Origin of the sequence: Kitasatospora nipponensis (assembly GCF_039528135.1) — a bacterium.
Classification (GTDB): Bacteria; Actinomycetota; Actinomycetes; order Streptomycetales; family Streptomycetaceae; genus Kitasatospora; species Kitasatospora nipponensis.
This window is the reverse complement of record NZ_BAAALF010000002.1, coordinates 126,316-145,391: the sequence shown is the minus strand read 5'-3', so window position 1 is coordinate 145,391 and position 19,076 is coordinate 126,316. Positions and strand designations below refer to the sequence as shown.

General features: G+C 74.3%; 14 protein-coding genes and 1 pseudogene. 8 read left to right on the top strand and 7 right to left on the bottom strand.

Annotation, left to right across the window (positions count from 1 at the left end; all coding sequences use genetic code 11):
* Window positions 1–29: 29 nt before the first annotated feature.
* Complete coding sequence (gene galE, locus ABD323_RS01435; protein ID WP_344438015.1) at window positions 30–1,031, top strand: UDP-glucose 4-epimerase GalE; 1,002 nt, start codon at window positions 30–32, stop codon at window positions 1,029–1,031.
* A 339-nt stretch (window positions 1,032–1,370) separates the two neighbouring features.
* Entirely contained in the window at window positions 1,371–4,253 is a 2,883-nt protein-coding gene (gene leuS / locus ABD323_RS01430) for a leucine--tRNA ligase (protein ID WP_344438013.1), read from the top strand.
* A 7-nt stretch (window positions 4,254–4,260) separates the two neighbouring features.
* Here leuS and ABD323_RS01425 read toward each other — a convergent pair whose 3' ends face one another.
* The gene (locus tag ABD323_RS01425) at window positions 4,261–5,286 is read right to left on the bottom strand and encodes a helix-turn-helix transcriptional regulator (RefSeq protein WP_344438011.1); all 1,026 of its coding nucleotides are present in this window, start codon (window positions 5,284–5,286) and stop codon (window positions 4,261–4,263) included.
* Window positions 5,287–5,515: 229 nt separating this feature from the next.
* On the opposite strand from ABD323_RS01425, the gene ABD323_RS01420 reads away from it, so the two are divergent.
* The 4 genes and pseudogenes from ABD323_RS01420 to ABD323_RS01405 form a co-directional block, all read left to right on the top strand.
* Window positions 5,516–6,283, top strand: coding sequence for a hypothetical protein (locus ABD323_RS01420; protein WP_344438008.1), 768 nt, complete (start codon window positions 5,516–5,518; stop codon window positions 6,281–6,283).
* Between the two features lie 127 nt (window positions 6,284–6,410).
* A complete protein-coding gene (locus ABD323_RS01415) occupies window positions 6,411–7,256 on the top strand; it encodes a DegV family protein (protein ID WP_344438005.1) in 846 nt (281 codons plus the stop codon).
* A gap of 110 nt (window positions 7,257–7,366) precedes the next feature.
* Window positions 7,367–8,614, top strand: a complete 1,248-nt coding sequence (locus tag ABD323_RS01410) for a ComEA family DNA-binding protein (RefSeq protein WP_344438003.1) — start codon at window positions 7,367–7,369, stop codon at window positions 8,612–8,614.
* A 13-nt stretch (window positions 8,615–8,627) separates the two neighbouring features.
* Window positions 8,628–11,432, top strand: a pseudogene (locus ABD323_RS01405) (ComEC/Rec2 family competence protein); the annotation flags it as partial.
* A 278-nt stretch (window positions 11,433–11,710) separates the two neighbouring features.
* On the opposite strand, the gene ABD323_RS01400 reads toward ABD323_RS01405, so the two are convergent.
* On the bottom strand, window positions 11,711–11,947 hold the full coding sequence (locus ABD323_RS01400) for a hypothetical protein (RefSeq protein WP_425555823.1): 237 nt from the start codon (window positions 11,945–11,947) through the stop codon (window positions 11,711–11,713).
* 195 nt (window positions 11,948–12,142) lie between these two features.
* Between ABD323_RS01400 and holA the strand changes: the two genes are divergently transcribed.
* Complete coding sequence (gene holA / locus ABD323_RS01395) at window positions 12,143–13,138, top strand: DNA polymerase III subunit delta (RefSeq protein ID WP_344438001.1); 996 nt, start codon at window positions 12,143–12,145, stop codon at window positions 13,136–13,138.
* Between the two features lie 41 nt (window positions 13,139–13,179).
* On the opposite strand, the gene ABD323_RS01390 is transcribed toward holA, so the two are convergent.
* The 4 genes from ABD323_RS01390 to ABD323_RS01375 form a co-directional block, all read right to left on the bottom strand.
* Window positions 13,180–14,046, bottom strand: coding sequence for a hypothetical protein (locus ABD323_RS01390; RefSeq protein ID WP_344437999.1), 867 nt, complete (start codon window positions 14,044–14,046; stop codon window positions 13,180–13,182).
* Between the two features lie 186 nt (window positions 14,047–14,232).
* A complete protein-coding gene (locus ABD323_RS01385) occupies window positions 14,233–14,472 on the bottom strand; it encodes a hypothetical protein (RefSeq protein ID WP_344437997.1) in 240 nt (79 codons plus the stop codon).
* A 441-nt stretch (window positions 14,473–14,913) separates the two neighbouring features.
* Window positions 14,914–15,180, bottom strand: a complete 267-nt coding sequence (gene rpsT, locus ABD323_RS01380; protein ID WP_344437995.1) for a 30S ribosomal protein S20 — start codon at window positions 15,178–15,180, stop codon at window positions 14,914–14,916.
* A gap of 219 nt (window positions 15,181–15,399) precedes the next feature.
* Entirely contained in the window at window positions 15,400–15,705 is a 306-nt protein-coding gene (locus ABD323_RS01375; RefSeq protein ID WP_344437993.1) for an antibiotic biosynthesis monooxygenase family protein, read from the bottom strand.
* A 179-nt stretch (window positions 15,706–15,884) separates the two neighbouring features.
* Here ABD323_RS01375 and lepA point away from each other — a divergent pair, with 179 nt between their 5' ends.
* On the top strand, window positions 15,885–17,756 hold the full coding sequence (lepA, locus tag ABD323_RS01370; RefSeq protein ID WP_344437991.1) for a translation elongation factor 4: 1,872 nt from the start codon (window positions 15,885–15,887) through the stop codon (window positions 17,754–17,756).
* 108 nt (window positions 17,757–17,864) lie between these two features.
* Here lepA and ABD323_RS01365 read toward each other — a convergent pair whose 3' ends face one another.
* Entirely contained in the window at window positions 17,865–18,932 is a 1,068-nt protein-coding gene (locus tag ABD323_RS01365; RefSeq protein WP_344437988.1) for an NAD(P)/FAD-dependent oxidoreductase, read from the bottom strand.
* Window positions 18,933–19,076 lie beyond the last annotated feature (144 nt).

The following is a 19,076-nucleotide window of genomic DNA, read 5'->3' as shown; positions in this document are numbered from 1 at the left end:
TCCCGCGGACAGAAAGGGTCGATATCCCCATGAAGGTACTGATTTCCGGCGGCGCCGGCTTCATCGGCAGCACCATCGGCTCGGCCTGCCTGGAAGCGGGCATCACCCCGGTCGTCCTGGACAGCCTGGTGACGGGCCGTCGGGAGTTCGCCGAGGGCCGCGCCTTCTACGAGGGCGACATCGCGGACGGCGAGCTGGTCGACCGGATCTTCGCCGAGCACCCGGAGATCGAGGCGGTCGTGCACTGCGCCGCGCTGATCGTGGTCCCCGACTCGGTCGACAACCCGGTCGGCTACTACCAGGCCAACGTGGCCAAGAGCCTGGACTTCGTCGGCCACCTGCTCCGCAACGGCTGCCAGAAGATGATCTTCAGCTCCTCCGGCTCGATCTACCTGCCGGGCGAGGACTTCAGCGTGGACGAGGAGTCCGGGCTCGCCCCGCAGAGCCCGTACGCGCGCACGAAGGCGGTCTGCGAGGGCATGTTCGCCGACATCGCGGCCACCCGGCCGATCCGGATCCTGTCGCTGCGCTACTTCAACCCGATCGGCGCCGACCCCGAGCTGCGCACCGGCCTGCAGCAGCGCCGGCCCAGCCACGCGCTCGGCAAGCTGATCGAGGCGCACGAGGACGGCGTCCCGTTCCGGGTGACCGGGACCGACTGGCCCACCCGGGACGGCTCCGGCATCCGCGACTACGTGCACGTCTGGGACCTGGCCGCCGCGCACGTGGCCGCCCTGCAGCGGTTCGACCGCGCGATGGAGGGCGGCGCCCGCTCCTCGGTGATCAACCTCGGCACCGGGACCGGCACCACGGTCAACGAGCTGATCGCGGCCTTCAACAGCGTGGTCACCCCGCCGGTCGAGGTGGTCGAGGCCGCCAGCCGCCCCGGCGACGTGGCCGGCGCCTACACCCGCAGCGACCGGGCCAAGCGGCTGCTCGACTGGGAGCCGCGGCTCACCCTCGTCGACGGCATCCGCGACTCGCTGCGCTGGGCCGAGGTCCGCGGGACCCGGCTCGCCGAGCAGGGCTGAGCGCGGGACCCGCGGCCCGGCCGAGGGGCCGGACGGGCCGCGGGCCGGGCGTGGTCGCGGCCCCGGGCCGGCCCCCGGGTGCGCCCGCGGCCCGTCCGGGCGTGCCCGGCTCTGCTGAGGCCGGGCCGCGCCGTTTGGTACCCTGACCCCATGCGAACCGTGTGCCTGCTCCTTAGCCGGCCGCGCTGACCAGCACCGGCTGAGCCCGAGCGGGCCACGCCGGAGTCAGCGTGGCGTCCCCTCCTGTCGAGGGGCTTTTTTGTTTCCGGAGCCCCACGCCCCCGGCGCGACCGCCCAGTTGACGCTTCGCAACCTGACATCGATGGAGCAGACAAGACCATGAGCGAGACGACCCCAGCCTCTGCCGCTGCCGAGGCCGCCACCGAGCCGTTCCGATACTCCGCCGCGCTGGCCGCCGACATCGAGTCCCGGTGGCAGGACGCCTGGGAGAAGGAGGGGACGTTCGACGCCCCCAACCCGGTCGGCTCGCTGGTCGACCCGGCGGCCGGTGAGGTCACCGCCAAGCCGCACAGCTTCATCATGGACATGTTCCCCTACCCCTCCGGTGCGGGCCTGCACGTCGGCCACCCGCTGGGGTACATCGCCACCGACGTCTACGCCCGCTACCAGCGGATGACCGGGCACAACGTCCTGCACACGCTGGGCTACGACGCGTTCGGCCTGCCCGCCGAGCAGCACGCGGTGGCCACCGGCGTGCACCCGCGGATCTCCACCGAGGCCGCCATCGTCAACATGCGCGGCCAGCTGCGCCGCCTGGGTCTGGGCCACGACTCGCGCCGGTCGATCTCCACCATCGACCCGGAGTACTACCGCTGGACCCAGTGGATCTTCCTGCAGATCTTCAACTCCTGGTACGACCCCGCCGTGCAGGCCGCCCGCCCGATCGCCGAGCTGGCCGCCGCGTTCGCCGACGGCTCGCGCCCCACCCCGGACGGCCGCGCCTGGTCGGAGCTGTCCGGCCTGGAGCGCGAGGAGCTGCTGGGCGAGTACCGGCTGGCGTACAGCAAGGAGGTACCGGTCAACTGGTGCCCGGGCCTGGGCACCGTGCTGGCCAACGAGGAGGTCACCGCCGACGGCCGCTCCGAGCGCGGCAACTTCCCGGTCTTCAAGTCCAAGCTGCGCCAGTGGATGATGCGGATCACCGCCTACGGTGACCGGCTGATCGCCGACCTGGACAAGCTGGACTGGCCGGAGGCGATCAAGCAGCAGCAGCGCAACTGGATCGGCCGCTCCGAGGGCGCCCGGGTCGACTTCGCGGTCGCCGGCGGCCAGGCGATCACCGTCTTCACCACCCGTCCCGACACCCTGTTCGGCGCCACCTACATGGTGCTGGCCCCCGAGCACGAGCTGGTCGACGCGATCGTCCCGGCCGCCTGGCCGGCCGAGACCCACGAGGACTGGAAGGGCGGCGCGGCCACCCCGGCCGAGGCCGTCGCCGGCTACCGGGCTGCCGCCGCGGCCAAGTCGGACGTCGAGCGGCAGGTCGACGCCAAGATCAAGACCGGCGTCTTCACCGGCGCGTACGCGACCAACCCGGTCAGCGGCGAGAGCGTCCCGGTCTTCATCGCCGACTACGTGCTGATGGGTTACGGCACCGGCGCGATCATGGCCGTGCCCGCCCACGACCACCGCGACTTCGCCTTCGCCCGCGCCTTCGCGCTGCCGATGCGCTGCGTGGTGCGTCCCACCGACAACCGCGAGCAGGACCCGGCCGGCTGGGACGACGCCTTCGACACCTACGACTCGGTCATCGTCAACTCGGCGAACGCCGACATCGCGCTGGACGGCCTGTCGGTGGTCGACGCCAAGGCCCGGGTCACCGCCTGGCTGACCGAGCGCGGGATCGGCGAGGGAACCGTCAACTTCCGCCTGCGCGACTGGCTGTTCAGCCGCCAGCGGTACTGGGGCGAGCCGTTCCCGATCGTCTACGACGAGGACGGCGTGATGCACGCGCTGCCCGAGTCGATGCTGCCGGTCGAGGTCCCGGAGGTGGAGGACTACTCACCGCACACCTACGACCCGTTCGACGCCGCCAGCTCCCCGAAGACCCCGCTGTCGCGCAACGAGGCATGGGTGAACGTCGAGTTGGACCTGGGCGAGGGCGTCAAGCGCTACCGCCGCGAGACCAACACCATGCCCAACTGGGCCGGTTCCTGCTGGTACGAGCTGCGCTACGTGGACCCGGACAACGGCGCGAAGGTCGTCGACCCGGCCAACGAGCAGTACTGGATGGGCCCGACGGCCGAGAAGCCGGCCGGCGGTGTGGACCTGTACGTCGGCGGCGCCGAGCACGCGGTGCTGCACCTGCTGTACGCCCGCTTCTGGCACAAGGTGCTGCACGACCTGGGTCACGTCTCCTCGGTCGAGCCGTTCCACAAGCTGTTCAACCAGGGCATGATCACCGCCGACGTCTACCGCGACGAGCGCGGCTTCCCGGTCCCCGCCGTGGAGGTCGAGGAGGTCGCCGGCGGCTACACCTGGCAGGGCGAGCCGGTCACCCGCGAGGCGGGCAAGATGGGAAAGTCGCTGAAGAACGCGGTCGCGCCCGACACCATCTGCGAGGAGTACGGCGCTGACACGCTGCGCCTGTACGAGATGTCGATGGGCCCGCTGGACGTCTCCCGCCCGTGGGACCCGCGGGCCGTGGTCGGCTCGTACCGCTTCCTGCAGCGGCTGTGGCGCAACGTCGTCTCCGAGCAGACCGGCGAGCTGGTGGTGGTCGAGGAGCCGGCCGACGAGCCGACCCTGCGGGCGCTGCACAAGGCGATCGACGGCATCCGCGGCGACATGGCCGCGCTGCGCTTCAACACCGCGGTCGCCAAGGCCATCGAGCTGAACAACTACCTGGTCAAGCGCGGTTCGACGCCGCGCGAGGTGGCCGAGCAGCTGGTGCTGATGGTCGCCCCGCTGGCGCCGCACATCGCCGAGGAGCTGTGGCGCCGGCTGGGCCACACCGACTCGCTGGCCTTCGCCGACTACCCGGTCGCCGACCCGGTCTACGCGGTCGACGAGGCGGTGACCTGCGTGGTGCAGATCAAGGGCAAGGTCAAGGCCCGCCTGGAGGTGGCGCCTTCGATCTCGGACGCCGAGCTGGAGGCGCTGGCGCTGGCCGACCCGGCGGTGGTCGCCGCCATCGGCGACGCGCCGGTGCGCAAGGTGATCGCGCGGGCGCCGAAGCTGGTGAACATCGTCACGGGCTGACGCATCGTCAGAAAGCTCGACCGGTCGGGCCGGCCGCCTCGTCATCGGGGCGGCCGGCCCGCTGTTCGAGCGCCTCCGCGGGGCTGGTCGCCTCGTGCAGGCGGCGGGCCAACAGGGCGATGCGCTCGACCAGTTCGGGCGGCTCGTGGACGGTGAACGGGAGGTCGAGCACGCCGATGTGGACCGCCAGGCCGTCCAGCGAGTTGGAGCCGGCCCGCAACGTGCAACTGTTCTCGTCGAGTGGGGTCACCAACCCCGAGGTGGGCGCGATCCGTTCGCGCACCACCGCGGCGGGCGCCCGGACGGTGAAGCGCGCCTGGTAGCGGTACTGGCCGATGGCGACCTCCCAGGAGACGAAGTCGCGGACGTCCTGCGCCGGCAGCGGGCGGGGCGCGAACCGCGGCCCGTGCGGCGGGCGCAACTCCAGCCGGTCGACCCGGAAGTTGCGCCAGTCCTGGCGGACGGTGTCGAAAGCCACCAGGTACCAGCGGGCGCCGGAGTGCACCAGGCGGTACGGCTCGACGTCCCGGCGCTCGGAACTCCCCTCCCGCGTGCGGTACTCGAAGCGCAGTCGCTCGGTCGAGCGGCAGGCGGCGGCGATCGTGCTCAGCACGTCGGCGTCCACCCTCGGCCCGTGGCTGCGCATCTCCACGGTGGCGCCGGCGAGCGACTCGACCCGGGACCGCAGCCGGGCGGGCATCACCTGCTGGAGCTTGGCGAGCGCGCGGACGGAGGTCTCCTCGATCCCGGCGACGGTCCCGTTCGCCGCCGTGCGCAGCCCGAGCGCGACGGCGACCGCCTCCTCGTCGTCCAGCAGCAGCGGGGGCATCTCGGCGCCGGCCGCGAGCCGGTAGCCGCCGGCGGCTCCGGGGGTCGAGTCCACCGGGTAGCCGAGGGTGCGCAGCTTCTCCATGTCGCGTCGGACCGTGCGCACGTCGACCTGCAGCCGCTCGGCGAGGTCGGCCCCGGACCACTCGCGGCGGACCTGCAGCAGCGCGAGCAGGCGGAGCAGGCGGGCGGAGGTTTCCAACATGGTGCGAGTCTCGCATCCATCGCGGACAGCTTCGGTCCGCGATGGGGAGGCAGGCGCGGCGGGCGGTGGGCGTCAGGGACATCCCTGAGCCGCCCCTGATCCTCGGCACCGTTCCGCCGCGATTACCCGGTGATTACCCCGTGATTCCCGCATCCCCCTGCTCCGCGCGGGTGGGTGGCGGCTACCGTGGAGACCTACGGAGCCCGGTCCAGCGGAAGGCGGCATCCCCATGGAAGCGATCGGCGCACTGGGCGTCCTGCTCGTACTGTTCGGGATCGGTGCGGTCACGCTGGTGGTGCTCGCCATCCTCCGGACGGGCCGGGCGCTGGCGGCCAAGGTCGAGCGGACCGAGGTGCAGGCCCGGCGGGCGGTCGAGAACGTCACGCTGCGGGCCAGGACGTACACCAGGCCGGGCGCGCAGGGCGAGATCGCCGCCGTCCGCCTCGCCCTGCGCACCTCGCTCACGGGGACGCGCGAGGTGCTGCAGGGGGCGGTCGCCTCCGACGGCCAGCTCACCGAGGCGCTGCAGCTGCTCGGCCGTCTCGACGCGCACGCCGCGGAGCTGGACGGCGAGCTGCGGATGCTGGAGCGCGAGCCCGAGCAGTCGCGCCTGGCGGTGAAGCTGCCCGAACTGCGGGAGCGGGCCGAGCGCATCACGAGTTCCGCCGAGTCGATGCGTTGGGCCGCGCAGGACCGGATGCACCGGTTCGCGCAGGACGAGCTGAGCCGGCTGAGCGAGGAGTGCGCGAGCGAGGCGGGGGCGCTGCGGCACTGGGACACGGGGGCGGCTGACCCTGCGTCGGGTGCGGGTGCGGGGGCGTCGGGTGGGGCGGCGGTGGGTGACCCGGTCGTGGGTGACCCCGTGTCGGGTGCGGGCCGGCCCGGGCTCGCCGCGGCGGGTCGGCTGAGCGCGGAGGAGGCGCTGAAGCTGGGCGAGCCGCTGACCCGGCTCGCGGGGCGGCTGCGCAAGCCGAACCCCGGTTCGTCGGCGGGCTGAGGCCCGGGCGCGCCTCGCGCGCTGCTGCGGGTCCGGCGCTGCTGCTGCCGTCGTTTGCCGTTGCCGTCGGGGCTCGCGCTCCGGCCTCGGCTGTCCTCCGTGGCCTGCGGGGAGTAACCTCCGGCACATGCCCGTCCCGCTCGCGCTCGTCACCGATTCCACCGCCTACCTGCCACAGGACGCCGTGGACCGGCATCGAATCGCGGTGGTGCCGCTGAGCGTGGTGGTGGGCGACGAGGTGCTCACCGAAGGGGTGGAGATCTCCCCCAAGGACGTCGCCGAGGCGTTGCGCGCCAAGCGCCGGGTGACCACCTCCCGCCCCAACCCGGAGACCTTCGCCGCCGCCTACACCGCCGCGGCGGAGGCCGGCGCCGAGGCCATCGTCTCCGTCCACATCTCCTCGGAGCTCTCCGGCACCTGCGAGGCCGCCCGGCTGGCGGCCGCCGAGGTCGACATCCCGGTGCGGGTGGTGGACAGCCGGCTGGTCGGGATGGCGCTCGGGTACGCGGTGCTGGCGGCCGTCGAGGCCCGCGCGCAGGGGCTCGGCGCGGCCGAGGTGGTCGCGGCGGCCGAGCGGCGGGCCGAGGGCACCCGCGGCTTCTTCTACGTCGACACCCTGGAGCACCTGCGGCGTGGTGGCCGGATCGGGACGGCCCGCGCGCTGCTCGGCTCCGCGCTCGCGGTCAAGCCGCTGCTGCACCTGTCGGGCGGGCGGATCGAGCCGCTGGAGAAGGTTCGGACGGCCTCGCGGGCGATCGCCCGGCTGGAGGAGATCGCGGTCGAGCAGGCGGGGGAGGGGCCGGTGGACATCACGGTCCACCACCTGGCGGCGGCGGAGCGGGCCGAGCCGCTCGCCGAGCGGCTGCGGGAGCGGGTGCCGGGGCTGCGGGAGCTGTACGTGGGCGAGGTGGGGGCCGTGATCGGGGCGCACGTGGGTCCGGGCCTGCTGGCGGTTGTCGTATCACCGCGCTGATGTCGATCGATGTCACTCTGACGAGTGCTCAGTTGTCCACATTCGCCGAGTTGTCCACAGGAAATTCGCGGGTCCGCTGACCCGGGCGTGCTGTTTGTACCGTCGTGGGCATGAGAGAGCTGAGCCCGCTCGACCCCGTCCTTGCCCGCCGTCGCGGTACCGGTGACCCGGGCCGGCACCGGGCCTCCACCCTCTTCGCGACCGCCGCGACCGCCGCGACCGCCGCGACCGCCGCGACCGCTGCGACCGCCGCGGTCCTGCCGGACCTGCACCGGTCGCCGGTCCCGACGGTGCCGGTGGCCGACCCCGGGCCTGACCCCGGCGGTGCGCCGGGCACGGCGGCCCCGGCCCGGCGGCTCCGGCGGGTCAAGGCTCCGTCCGCTCGCCGGCTTCCGGACGACTGGCCGCACGGGTACGGGCGATCCGCCCGGCGCCCGGGGCGTGCCGGACCCGCGGTCGGGCGCCCGGCGGGCCCGGCCCCGCCGGGTGGATCGCCCATGCCGGGTCCGTCCGGTGCCGCGCCGTTCCAGGTGACGGCTGCCGGCGTCGCGGCCACGGTCGGCGTGGCGGCCACGGCAACGGCAGCCGCGGTCTCGGCCGGCGATCCGGTCGCCGTCCTGCGCACGCGTGGCCGGTTGCGCCTGCCGCCGGCCCTGCAGTCCCTGCTCTGGGCGGACCGGAAGGCCGTCCTGGGGCTCACCGTGCTCCTGCTGCTCGCCGTCGGCTACGCGGTCCAGCACTTCTGGCTCGCCCGCCCCCAGGCCGTGGCCGTGCCCGCGGTCTCGGCGGCGTCCCCCGTCGGCCGGGCGGTCCCGGTGAGCGTCCCGACGGCCCGTCAGTCGGCCGCTCCGGCCGACACCGAGGCGGTACCGTCCGACCTGCCGGAGACGACCGCGCCGCCCGAACCGACTCCGTCGCCGGTCGTCGTCGACATCGCCGGCCGGGTCCAGGCTCCGGGCGTGCGGACGCTGCCGACCGGTTCACGCGTGGCCGACGCGCTGCGGGCCGCCGGTGGGCCGCTGCCCGGCGTGGACACCGACGCGCTCAACCTGGCGCGGGTGCTCACCGACGGCGAGCAGATCCTGGTGGGCTCGGCCTCGCCGGGCCCGGTTCCACCCCCTGCGCCTCCGCCGGGCGCGGCGGCGCCCGGCCCGGCGGTTCCCAGAACACCGGTGAGCCTCAACCGGGCGACGCTGGAGCAGCTCGACGCCCTGCCGGGGATCGGTCCGGTGCTGGCCCAGCACATCCTCGCCTACCGGGCCTCCCACGCCGGCTTCCGCACCATCGACCAGCTCCGGCTCGTCTCCGGCATCGGTGACCGCAAGTTCGCCGACCTCAAGCCCATGCTCACGCTCTGAGAGAGGAGCCCGGATGTCCCGTCCCCGCCCCGCTCTCCCCGTTCCCACCGTGCCGCCTGCCCTCTCCACCCCCGCCGGTGAGCACGCCTCCCCAGGGGGTGGACCCGAGGAGCCGTATCCGACGACCGGCCGGCGGCCCGGCACCGGCGCCCGCCTGATGCTGCCGGCCCTGGCCGCCTGGTGCGTGGCCGCGGTGCTGCTCGGCGTGGGCGACCGCCACCGGTCGGCGATCCTGTTCGTCGCCCTGTTGACCGCCCTGGCCGCCCTCCCGTCGCTGGTGGCGGGGCGCCGGCGGCCGCTGGGCCTCGGCGCGACGGTGGCGGCCGTCGCGCTGACCGCGGCGGCCTCGGCGGTCTGCACCGTCCTGCACACCGCGGACCTTCATCGAGGACCACTGCCGGCACTCGCCCGTGCCCCCGCCGCCTCGCCGGTCGGCGTCGAGCTCACCCTCACCGGCGACCCGCGCCACCACACCGCCCGCTCGCGGGGTTCGGGTCCCGGGCGTTCCCTGCTGTCCGTCGAGGCCACCGCGGACCGGGTCACCGTGCCCGCCCCGCCCGAGTCCTTCACCGGCGCGTCGCCACCGCCGCCCCCGGTCGGTACCCGGATCCACACACCTGTCACCGTGCTGGTCCCGGCCCACGAGGCGGCGCCCTGGGAGGACCTGCTCCCGTCCACCCGGATCGCCGTCGACGTCCGCGTCCTGCCGGCCGCCGGGGGCGGGCCCGGGCCCGGCGGGGTCCTGCTGGCGGCCGGACCACCGCACGAGCTCGCCGGGGCGAGCTGGGGCCAGCGCCTCGCGGGCCGCCTGCGGAGCGGTCTGCGGGCCGCCTGTGCCGGGCTCTCGGTGGACGGCCGGGCGCTGCTGCCCGGGCTGGTGGTCGGTGACGTCTCCGCCATGCCCGACGCGTTGGAGGAGGCCTTCCGCAGCACCGATCTGCTGCACCTCACCTCGGTCAGCGGAGCCAACCTCGCCGTCCTGCTGGTCGTGCTCTTCGGTGCCCCGGGGCGGGCCGGGACGGCCGAGCGCGGCGGGCTGCTGGGCCTGCTCGGAGTGCCGCTGCGGCTCGCCGCCCTGCTCGGGGCCGTGCTGACGCTGGCCTTCGTGACGCTCTGCCGGCCCGAGCCGAGCGTCCTGCGGGCCGCGGCGACGGGCGTGATCGGCCTGCTGGCCCTGGCGACGGGCCGGCCGCGCGCCGCCCTACCGGCGCTGGCCGGGGGAGTCCTGGTGCTGTTGCTGGCCGACCCGCTCTTGGCCCGCTCCTACGGGTTCCTCTTCTCGGTGCTGGCCACCACCGGCCTGCTCACCCTCGGACAGCGCTGGGCCGCCGCCCTGCGCGAGCGGGGCTGGCCGCACCACCTGGCCTCGGGGGTGGCCGCTGCCGCGGCCGCGCAGGCCCTCTGCGCGCCCGCCACGGTGCTGTTGGCCCCGCGGCTGAGCCTGGTCGGCGTGCCCTGCAACCTGTTGGCCGAACTCGCGGTCACCCCGGCCACGTTGCTCGGCTTCGCCGCCCTGGCGGCGGCCCCGGTCTCGGCTGCCGGTGCCCGCGTCCTGGCCGGGCTCGGCGACCTGCCGGCCCAGTGGATCGGCTCGGTGGCCCGGCACGGGGCCGCCCTCCCCGGGGCCGAGATCGCCTGGACACCGGGCTGGCCGGGGACCGTCCTGCTGGCGCTCGCCGTCGTGGCGGCCTGCCTCGCGGCGCCGCTGCTGCTGCCGGCACGGGCGCTCCCGCGCACGTCAGCCACCGCTGCCTGCGCGGCGCCCCCCGCCGGCGCCGCAGGCCGAGCCTGCGCCTGCGCCCCCACCGCTGCCTCCTCCGGCGCTGCCTCGTGCGGCGCTGCGTCGTGCGGCGCTGCCTCGTGCGGCGCCCGAGACGACGCCCCCGCTGTCCCCGGCCCCGCTGACGGGCGGGCCGCGGTCGCCGGCCGCCCGGCGCCCGCGCCACCCGGCGCAGGCTCCCCGCCACGAGTGGCCCGCCGGTGGCTCCGGATCCTGCTGCCCGGCCTGCTCGCCCTGCTCCTGCTGGTGGTGCTGCTCCGCCCGCCGCTGCTGGTCCGGATCGCCACGGGATGGCCGCCGGCCGGCTGGCGGTTCGTCATGTGCTCGGTGGGCCAGGGAGACCTCCTGGTCCTCCCGGTGGGCGGCGGTCCGAGCGCCGCGCCGGACACGGCGGTGGTCGTCGACGCCGGCCCCGATCCGGCGGCGGCCGACCGCTGCCTGCGCGACCTGGGCGTCACCCGGATCGCTCTGGTGATCCTGACGCACTTTCACGCGGACCACGCCGAGGGCCTGCCGGGGGTCCTGCGCCACCGCGCGGTGGGCGCGATCGAGACCACCACCGTGGGCTCGCCGCCGGGGGAGGAGGCCAGGGTCCGCGGCTGGGCGGCGGCCTCCGGGGTCCCGTTGCTCCGCGCGTCGGCGGGCGAGCACCGCACCGCGGGGCCGGCGCTGACCTGGGACGTGCTCTGGCCGCCCGCCGCTTCCGCCGCCGAGCCGGTGGGAGCGAACAACGCCAGCGTCTCCCTCCTGGTGACCACCGGCGGACTGCGGCTGGCCCTGCTCGGCGATCTGGAGGCACCGGCCCAGGCCGAGCTGCTCGACTCGGTCCACCCGGGACCGGTCGACGTGCTGAAGGTGGCCCATCACGGCTCGGCCAACCAGGACTGGGCGCTGGCCGCCGCCCTGCGGCCGAGGCTGGCCCTCGTCTCCGTGGGCACGGGCAACTCGTACGGGCATCCCGCCGGGCGCACCGTCCAGCACCTGCGGGCGCTGGGTGCCACCGTCCTGCGGACCGACCGGTCCGGTGACATCGCGGTCCTCGGCGACGACCCGGCGCACCTGCGCGTCCTCACCCACCCCCACCCGGACACCGACGAGGAGCCGGCGGCAGGCACGGAGCCCGAGTCCGCAGCCGGGACCGAGCCGGAGCCCGATCCGGAGGCCGAGGCCGGGAGTGGGCCCCAAGGCGGGACCGGCTCCCCGGCGCGGTCCGAGCGGCCGCCCCCACCGGCGCCGGGGCCCACCTCGGCGCGGGCCCCGCGGCAGCGGCTCGCCGCCGCCGCGGGCCGCGCTCCGCCCACGGTCCCGCGCAGCGGTCAGCCGTCCTCGCGCCAGCCGTCGTGGTCGGCGAGGAAGGTGTCGATCTCGGCCAGCACGGCCGGGCTCCACCCGGCTACGGGTGCCTCGACGACCACCAGCCACTGGGCGTCCTCGGCGTCGTCCTCCCCGGCCAGGGCGTCGCGGACGAGTTCGAACGGGCCGAGCTCGGGCCGGCGCTCGGCGAGCTCCTCGGCGACGGCCTCGGCCGCATCCCGGTCGGCCAGCACCAGCAGCTGTCGATCACTGGTCAAGGGGGCTTCCTCCTGCACGTCATCGATCACCGCCCCATTCTCCCCGCCCGCCGGTGCGTCCGTGGCCCCCCGTCACCGGGCACCTCGCCACGGCCCGCCGGCCCACCGCTCCGCCCCTCCCCGGGGGCACAGCTCGCCGGGGGATGCTGTCGGCGGCCCGTGGGATGCTGGTACGCGATGGCCAGGAAGAGTGCACCCGATGACCTGCTCGCCCCGCTGACCCTCGCGGTCGGCCAGGAGGAGCTGCTGCTCGACCGTGCGGTCGCCCAGGTCGTGGCCGCCGCCCGGGCGGCCGACCCCGACACGGACGTGCGCGACCTCGCCCCCGGCGCCCTGCAGCCCGGCAGTCTCGCCGAGCTCACCACGCCCTCGCTCTTCGCCGAGCGCAAGGTGATCGTGGTCCGGGCCGCCCAGGACCTCGGAGCCGAGTCGGTGAAGGAGCTCAAGCGCTACCTCGAGTCACCGATCGAGGAGGTGATCGTGGTGCTCGTGCACGCCGGTGGAGCCAAGGGCAAGGGCCTGCTGGACGCGGGGCGCAAGGCCGGCGGCCGGGAGGTGGCCTGCCCCAAGCTCACCAAGGCGAACGAGCGGATCGCCTTCGTCCGCGGGGAGTTCAAGGCGCTCGGCCGCTCCGCGAGCCCCGAGGCGTGCCAGGCCCTGCTCGACTCGCTCGGCGGCGACCTGCGCGAGCTGGCGGCCGCCTGCAGCCAGCTCACCTCGGACGTCGAGGGCACCATCGACGAGCGGGTGGTGGCCCGTTACTACAGCGGCCGGGCCGAGGCGACCGGCTTCGAGGTGGCCGACCTCGCGGCCACCGGCCGCGCCGCCGACGCGCTGGAGCGGCTGCGCTGGGCACTGGCCGTCGGCCAGCCACCGACCGGCATCACCTACGCGCTGGCCGCCGGGGTGCGCAGCATCGGCCGGTTGGCCACCGCGGACCGTTCGCTGCGCCCCGCCGACCTGGCCCGCGAACTGGGCATGCCACCGTGGAAGATCGACCGGGTCCGCCAGCAGATGCGCGGTTGGACCGGTGACGCGGTGGCCACCGCGCTGACCGCGATCGCGCAGGCCGACGCCGCCGTCAAGGGCGGCTCCGACGATCCGGCGTACGCGCTGGAGCGGGCCGTGGTCACGGTGGCCCGGGCCGCCCGCGCCGGAGCCCGCGCCTACTGACGGACCGTCCCACCCGACCCGCACGACCCCCTGGCGGCGTGTCAGCCCCGCCCGCCCAGGGCGCGCAGGGCGTCCCGGGTGTCGGCCAGCAGCGCCTGCCGGATGCCCTCGCGGTCCGGCGCGCCCTGCTGGCCCTCCTGGTAGGAGCCGGACCAGTTCAGGTAGTAGGTCAGGGCGCCGTCGCGGACGTACAGGGTCTGCGTCAGGTAGTGCCGCCCGTGGTCGCTTCCGCTCTGGTCGTCCAGGTAGGCGACGAACGCCTGCTCACCCAGTCCGGGCACATCGCTGACCTGGAACCGCCGCTGCTCGAAGCCGGTCCGCTGGGCCTCGAACTCCGGTGCGGCGTTGACCGCGTGGTGCAGCTGGGCCTCCATGTAGAGGGTGACGTACCCGGTGTCGCCCGCCGCGTGCTTGAGGTACTGGCTGCAGTACATGTCGTCCAGCGCCCGGTCGCGGGTCGTGTAGTGGTACGGCGTCCCGCTCAGCACCGGGTAGAGCCGGCCGAACGCGGAGACCCGGGCCGTGGCGCACAGGTCGTCGACCGGCCGGTAGGGGCCCTGGGAACGTGGCGAGGACGCCGTCCCGACCATCGAGGGCACGGTCCACAGGGCGGCGGTCCAGACGGCGGAGGCGAGCACCGCGCCCACGACCCCCCACCCGACCCGCCGCAGCACGCGCCGCCCCCGGCCGCCCGCCGCACCGCCACCCGGCCCCGAACCCGGCTCGGTGGCCGGTCCGCCCGGGTGACGCGCAGGGTGGCCCACGGTCTGCACCGCACCCGTGCCGGCACCCGTACCTGTCCCCATCCCCGTCTCCGCTCCCGTCGCCGGTCCCTGCCCGGCCTCCTGCCGGGGTGGCAGCGGCGCGAAGCCGCCGAACCCGGAGCCGGTCTGCGGTGGTGTCGACATGGGCGTCCCCCAGAGGGTGGCGGAGCATGACCGGGTCGGGCGGAGCATGACGGGCCCGGGCGGAGCACGGCCGGGACGCCGTCCGCCCGGGACGATATCCGACCGGTCCGCCGCCGCGGCACCCGCGCCCTCCCCGAGCGGCCGACAGGCGCCGAGGTCGCCCCGGCCAGGGGACGAGCCGCGGTGTCAGCGGACCCAGAGCGCGAGCGCGTAGAGCACCACCACCAGGCCGGCCGCCACCAGCCACCCCTGGCGGCCGGCGAGTCCCTGCGCGGAGCTGCGCCCGCTGGGCTGTCGGCCACTGTCACTGGTGTCGATCCAGCCGAGGTTGTCCCCGCCCTGGTGATCGCCCCCGTGATGGTGGCCACCGGATCCGCCGCCGTGGTGACCACCGAAGTCCCCGCCGCCGTGTCCTCCGCCGTCCATCCCGCACCCCCGTGTCGTCGGTGCGCACACACTGACACGCCAACGCTCCCCGCTACCTCAAGGGAACCTCTGGAGATCGACACGCCCGGCACCGGTCGCTGCGCCGCCACCCGATCACCCCGCTCCAGCCCGCGCCCGCAGCCCGCGCGGCGCAGATCCATGGGCACAAACGCGTACTGCCCGTCCGGTGTGCACCGGACGGGCAGGAGGAGAAGGCCGATGAGCCGGCACTTCAGGTGACGCTGTGTGCACCGCACCCGCGTGGCGAACGCAGGCCGCGTGCGGTACGAGTTCCGTGCGCCTCAGGGCTCCGGGTAGAGGGCCGGGGACACCTGAGGGGTGGCCGAGTGCCGCGTGTGTTCCTGCCGGATCCGGCTGGTCCTGCGGGCACTGCCAGGTAGTACCGGGGTACTACGGGGTGGTGCGAAGAGCTGGTGGAGCTCAGGCCTGGGTGGCGGCAACCTGCTTGGTGATCGCCGACTTCTTGTTGGCGGCCTGGTTCTTGTGGATGACACCCTTGCTGACGGCCTTGTCGAGGGCCTTGGAGGCCTCGCGGGCCAGCACGGTGGCCTTCTCGGTGTCACCGGCGGCAGAGGCCTCGCGGGCCTTGCGCAGCGCGGTCTTCAGCGAGGACTTGACGGCCTTGTTGCGCAGGCGCGCCTTCTCGTTGGTCTTGTTGCGCTTGATCTGGGACTTGATGTTCGCCACGAAGGAGCCTCAGTCTTGTCTGGAATGTGTTTCTTGGGGTGCCCCCGGCCGGAGGCTGGGGGAGTTTGCGACCGTCGCGCCGGTCCAGCTGAGAGGGCATGCCGAAGCGGGGTGCAGCGCCCTACGCTACCAGGGCCGCCAGGCGCGGCCCAAACCGCGCGTCGCCCGCGAGGCCGGCCCCCGCCCGTCGCGGGCCCCCGCCGCGCGGCCGCGCGGTGCTCAGGCGCCGAGCAGCGGTTCGCCGTAGTGCTCGACCTCGGGGAAGGGCGCGTAGAAGTGGTGCAGCAGCGCGCGCCACTGCTGGTACTGCTCCGAGCCCCGGAACCCCTCGGTGTGGTCGGTCAGCCGCTCCCACTCCACCTGGAGCAGGAAGCGCGAGCCGCGTCCCTCGTCCAGGCAGCGCCGCAGTTCCAGCGAGCGGAAGCCGCGTTGCACCGCGATCAGCGGCCTGGCCTCGGCGAAGGCGGCGAGGAAGGCGTCCTCCTGGCCGGGCAGGACGTCGAGCAGGGCGCTTTCCAAGATCATGCGCGGCATCGTACGGAGCGCCCCGCGGGGGCGGAACCCCAGGACCGCAGAGTGGGACGGCACGGCGGTGCGGGCTCGTGGGAGGATGGTAGGAGCCCTGGTGCGTGGTGAGACACGGTCGGGGCTCCTCGATCGGACGACAGCGTCCGGCCCCCGGACCAACGGAGAATCGGACCAAGGTGCCCGCGACCCCTACGAACGTGCCAGAGCCCAGCCGTACCGACCCGGCGCTGATCCGCAACTTCTGCATCATCGCCCACATCGACCACGGCAAGTCGACGCTCGCCGACCGGATGCTGCAGATCACCGGCGTGGTCGACCCCCGGCAGATGCGTGCCCAGTACCTCGACCGGATGGACATCGAGCGCGAGCGCGGCATCACCATCAAGTCGCAGGCGGTCCGCCTCCCGTGGGCGCCGCGGTCCGGTGAGGGCGAGGGTCGGACCCACATCCTCAACATGATCGACACCCCCGGTCACGTCGACTTCACCTACGAGGTGTCCCGCTCCCTCGCGGCGTGCGAGGGGACGATCCTGGTGGTGGACGCGGCCCAGGGCATCGAGGCGCAGACCCTCGCCAACCTGTACCTGGCGCTGGAGAACGACCTCACGATCATCCCGGTCCTCAACAAGATCGACCTGCCCGCCGCCCAGCCGGAGAAGTACGCGGCCGAGCTCGCGCACATCATCGGCTGCGAGCCGGAGGACGTGCTCAAGGTCAGCGCCAAGACCGGCCTCGGCGTGGAGGACCTGCTCGACCACGTGGTCGAGAAGATCCCCGCCCCGGTCGGCGTCAAGGACGCCCCCGCCCGCGCGATGATCTTCGACTCGGTCTACGACTCCTACCGCGGCGTGGTCACCTACGTGCGAGTGGTCGACGGCCAGCTCACCAAGCGCGAGCGCATCGCGATGATGTCCACCGGCGCCACCCACGAGCTGCTGGAGATCGGCGTCATCTCGCCGGAGCCCAAGGTCGCGGACGGCCTCGGCGTCGGCGAGGTCGGCTACATCATCACCGGGGTGAAGGACGTCCGGCAGTCCAAGGTCGGTGACACCATCACCTCGATGCACAAGGGTGCGACCGAGGCGCTGGGCGGCTACAAGGACCCGCGTCCGATGGTCTTCTCCGGCCTCTACCCGCTCGACGGCAGCGACTACCCGCTGCTGCGCGACGCGCTGGACAAGCTGCGGCTCAACGACGCCGCGCTGGTCTACGAGCCGGAGACCTCGGTGGCGCTCGGCTTCGGCTACCGCTGCGGCTTCCTCGGCCTGCTCCACCTGGAGATCATCCGGGAGCGCCTGGAGCGCGAGTTCAACCTCGACCTGATCTCCACCGCGCCGAACGTGATCTACCGGGTGGAGATGGAGGACGGCAGCGAGCACACCGTCACCAACCCGAGCGAGTTCCCGACCGGCAAGATCTCCGCGGTCTTCGAGCCGGTGGTGCGCGGCACCATCCTGGCGCCGAACGAGTTCGTCGGCGCGATCATGGAGCTCTGCCAGAACCGCCGCGGCAACCTGCAGGGCATGGACTACCTCTCCGAGGACCGCGTCGAGCTGCGCTACACGCTGCCGCTGGCCGAGATCGTCTTCGACTTCTTCGACCAGCTGAAGTCCAAGACCCGTGGCTACGGCTCCTTCGACTACGAGCCGATCGGCGAGCAGAGTGCCGACCTGGTGAAGGTCGACATCCTGCTGCACGGCGACGCGGTGGACGCGTTCTCCGCCATCGTGCACAAGGACAAGGCCTACAACTACGGCGTCATGATGGCCGGCAAGCTGCAGAAGCTGATCCCGCGCCAGCAGTTCGAGGTGCCGATCCAGGCGGCCATCGGCTCGCGGGTCATCGCCCGCGAGACGGTCCGCGCGATCCGCAAGGACGTTCTCGCCAAGTGCTACGGCGGTGACATCTCGCGCAAGCGCAAGCTGCTGGAGAAGCAGAAGGAGGGCAAGAAGCGGATGAAGATGGTCGGCCGCGTGGAGGTCCCGCAGGAGGCCTTCATCGCCGCGCTGTCGACGGACGCGGACGCCCCGAAGGACGCCAAGAAGTAGCGCGCGCCCGCACGGTGGGGCCGGTGCCGGACTCGAAGGAGTCCGGTACCGGCCCCACGGCGTTCCCCGCCCGAACGCGCCCGAACGCGCGCCCGGCCGCGCCGGCCGTCAGCGCAGCGAGGCCGCCACTCCCCGCAGGATCACGGCCTTCACCAGCCGGCCGGTCAGGCCGCGGTACGCCGTGGGACGCATCGCGTCGTCCCCGCGCACCAGCTGCACCAGCCCGCTGCGCCGCCCCAGGCTCAGGCACTGCAGGGTGTACCGGTAGGCGAACGGCTCGCTGGTGCGGCCGGACAGCAGCTTGCCGACGTAGCGGCCCATCGGCAGCGCGGTGGCGCAGCCCATCCGCAGCGTCCCGGTGCCGGCCACGGTCGCCGAGGCGGCATCGCCGACCACGTGCACCTCGGGGTGCGAGAGCGAGCGCAGCCGGTCGTCCACCAGGGCCCGGCCGTCGTCGGCGACCCCCAGCCCGGCCTGCGCCGCCAGCGGGCTGGGCTCCATCGCGGCGGCCCAGACGACCACCTCGGCCTCGACCGGGCCGCGGGCGGTGAGCAGGCCCTGCCGGGTCACCTCGGTCACCTCGGCCTCCTCCTGGATCTGCACGCCGAGCCGCCGCAGCTCCCGCAGCACGTGCGAGCGCCCCTTGGCCGAGAACCAGCCGCCGACCCGGCCGGCCGCCACCAGCCGCACCTGCCAGGCGGGGTACGCCTCGGCGAGTTCGGCGGCCAGCTCGATCCCGGTGGCCCCGCCGCCGACGACGGCCACCGTGCCGGGCCGCTCGGCGCCGCGCACCCGCCCGCGCAGCTCGGCCGCCCGCTCGACGCCGTACGCCGACTCGGCGGCGCCGGGGACCCCGCGCCATGCGGTGGAGCTGCCCAGGGCGTAGACCAGCGTGTCGTAGCCGATGGCCTCGCCGTCCTCCAGCAGGACCTTGCGCCCCGCCAGGTCGATCTCGCCGACCCGGGCCTGACGGTGCGTCACGCTGCGCCCGCGGATCAGCGCGGCGAGCGCCGGCCGGTGCTCGCGGTGGCCCGCGGCGGTCTCGTGCTGGCGGATCCGCTGGGCGAAGAGGGCCTCGGGGGCGATCAGGGTCACCCGGCAGCGGCGCCCCGCCCCGGTGGCCGCGGTGATCCCCGCGTAGCCCGCGCCGATGACCACGATGTGCTGCCCGTTCATCTCGTTCTCCTCCGGTGCGGTGTTTCGCGTTCGCCCAGGGGACAAGAGAGCGGGACGGGATGTGACAGTGTCCTGCGTCACATCCCGCCCCGCTGTGCCGGGCCCCGCCCGGCCGGCCCGATCCGCTCGGGCGGATCAGCGCGT

Excerpts from the sequence above, each read along its gene's own strand:
- ABD323_RS01425 (WP_344438011.1), bottom strand. The coding sequence starts at position 5,286 with ATGTTGGAAACCTCCGCCCGCCTGCTCCGCCTGCTCGCGCTGCTGCAG.
- ABD323_RS01375 (WP_344437993.1), bottom strand. The coding sequence starts at position 15,705 with ATGATCTTGGAAAGCGCCCTGCTCGACGTCCTGCCCGGCCAGGAGGAC.
- ABD323_RS01385 (WP_344437997.1), bottom strand. The coding sequence starts at position 14,472 with ATGGACGGCGGAGGACACGGCGGCGGGGACTTCGGTGGTCACCACGGC.
- galE (WP_344438015.1), top strand. The coding sequence starts at position 30 with ATGAAGGTACTGATTTCCGGCGGCGCCGGCTTCATCGGCAGCACCATC.
- ABD323_RS01410 (WP_344438003.1), top strand. The coding sequence starts at position 7,367 with ATGAGAGAGCTGAGCCCGCTCGACCCCGTCCTTGCCCGCCGTCGCGGT.
- ABD323_RS01390 (WP_344437999.1), bottom strand. The coding sequence starts at position 14,046 with ATGTCGACACCACCGCAGACCGGCTCCGGGTTCGGCGGCTTCGCGCCG.
- ABD323_RS01365 (WP_344437988.1), bottom strand. The coding sequence starts at position 18,932 with ATGAACGGGCAGCACATCGTGGTCATCGGCGCGGGCTACGCGGGGATC.
- leuS (WP_344438013.1), top strand. The coding sequence starts at position 1,371 with ATGAGCGAGACGACCCCAGCCTCTGCCGCTGCCGAGGCCGCCACCGAG.
- holA (WP_344438001.1), top strand. The coding sequence starts at position 12,143 with ATGGCCAGGAAGAGTGCACCCGATGACCTGCTCGCCCCGCTGACCCTC.
- ABD323_RS01415 (WP_344438005.1), top strand. The coding sequence starts at position 6,411 with ATGCCCGTCCCGCTCGCGCTCGTCACCGATTCCACCGCCTACCTGCCA.
- ABD323_RS01420 (WP_344438008.1), top strand. The coding sequence starts at position 5,516 with ATGGAAGCGATCGGCGCACTGGGCGTCCTGCTCGTACTGTTCGGGATC.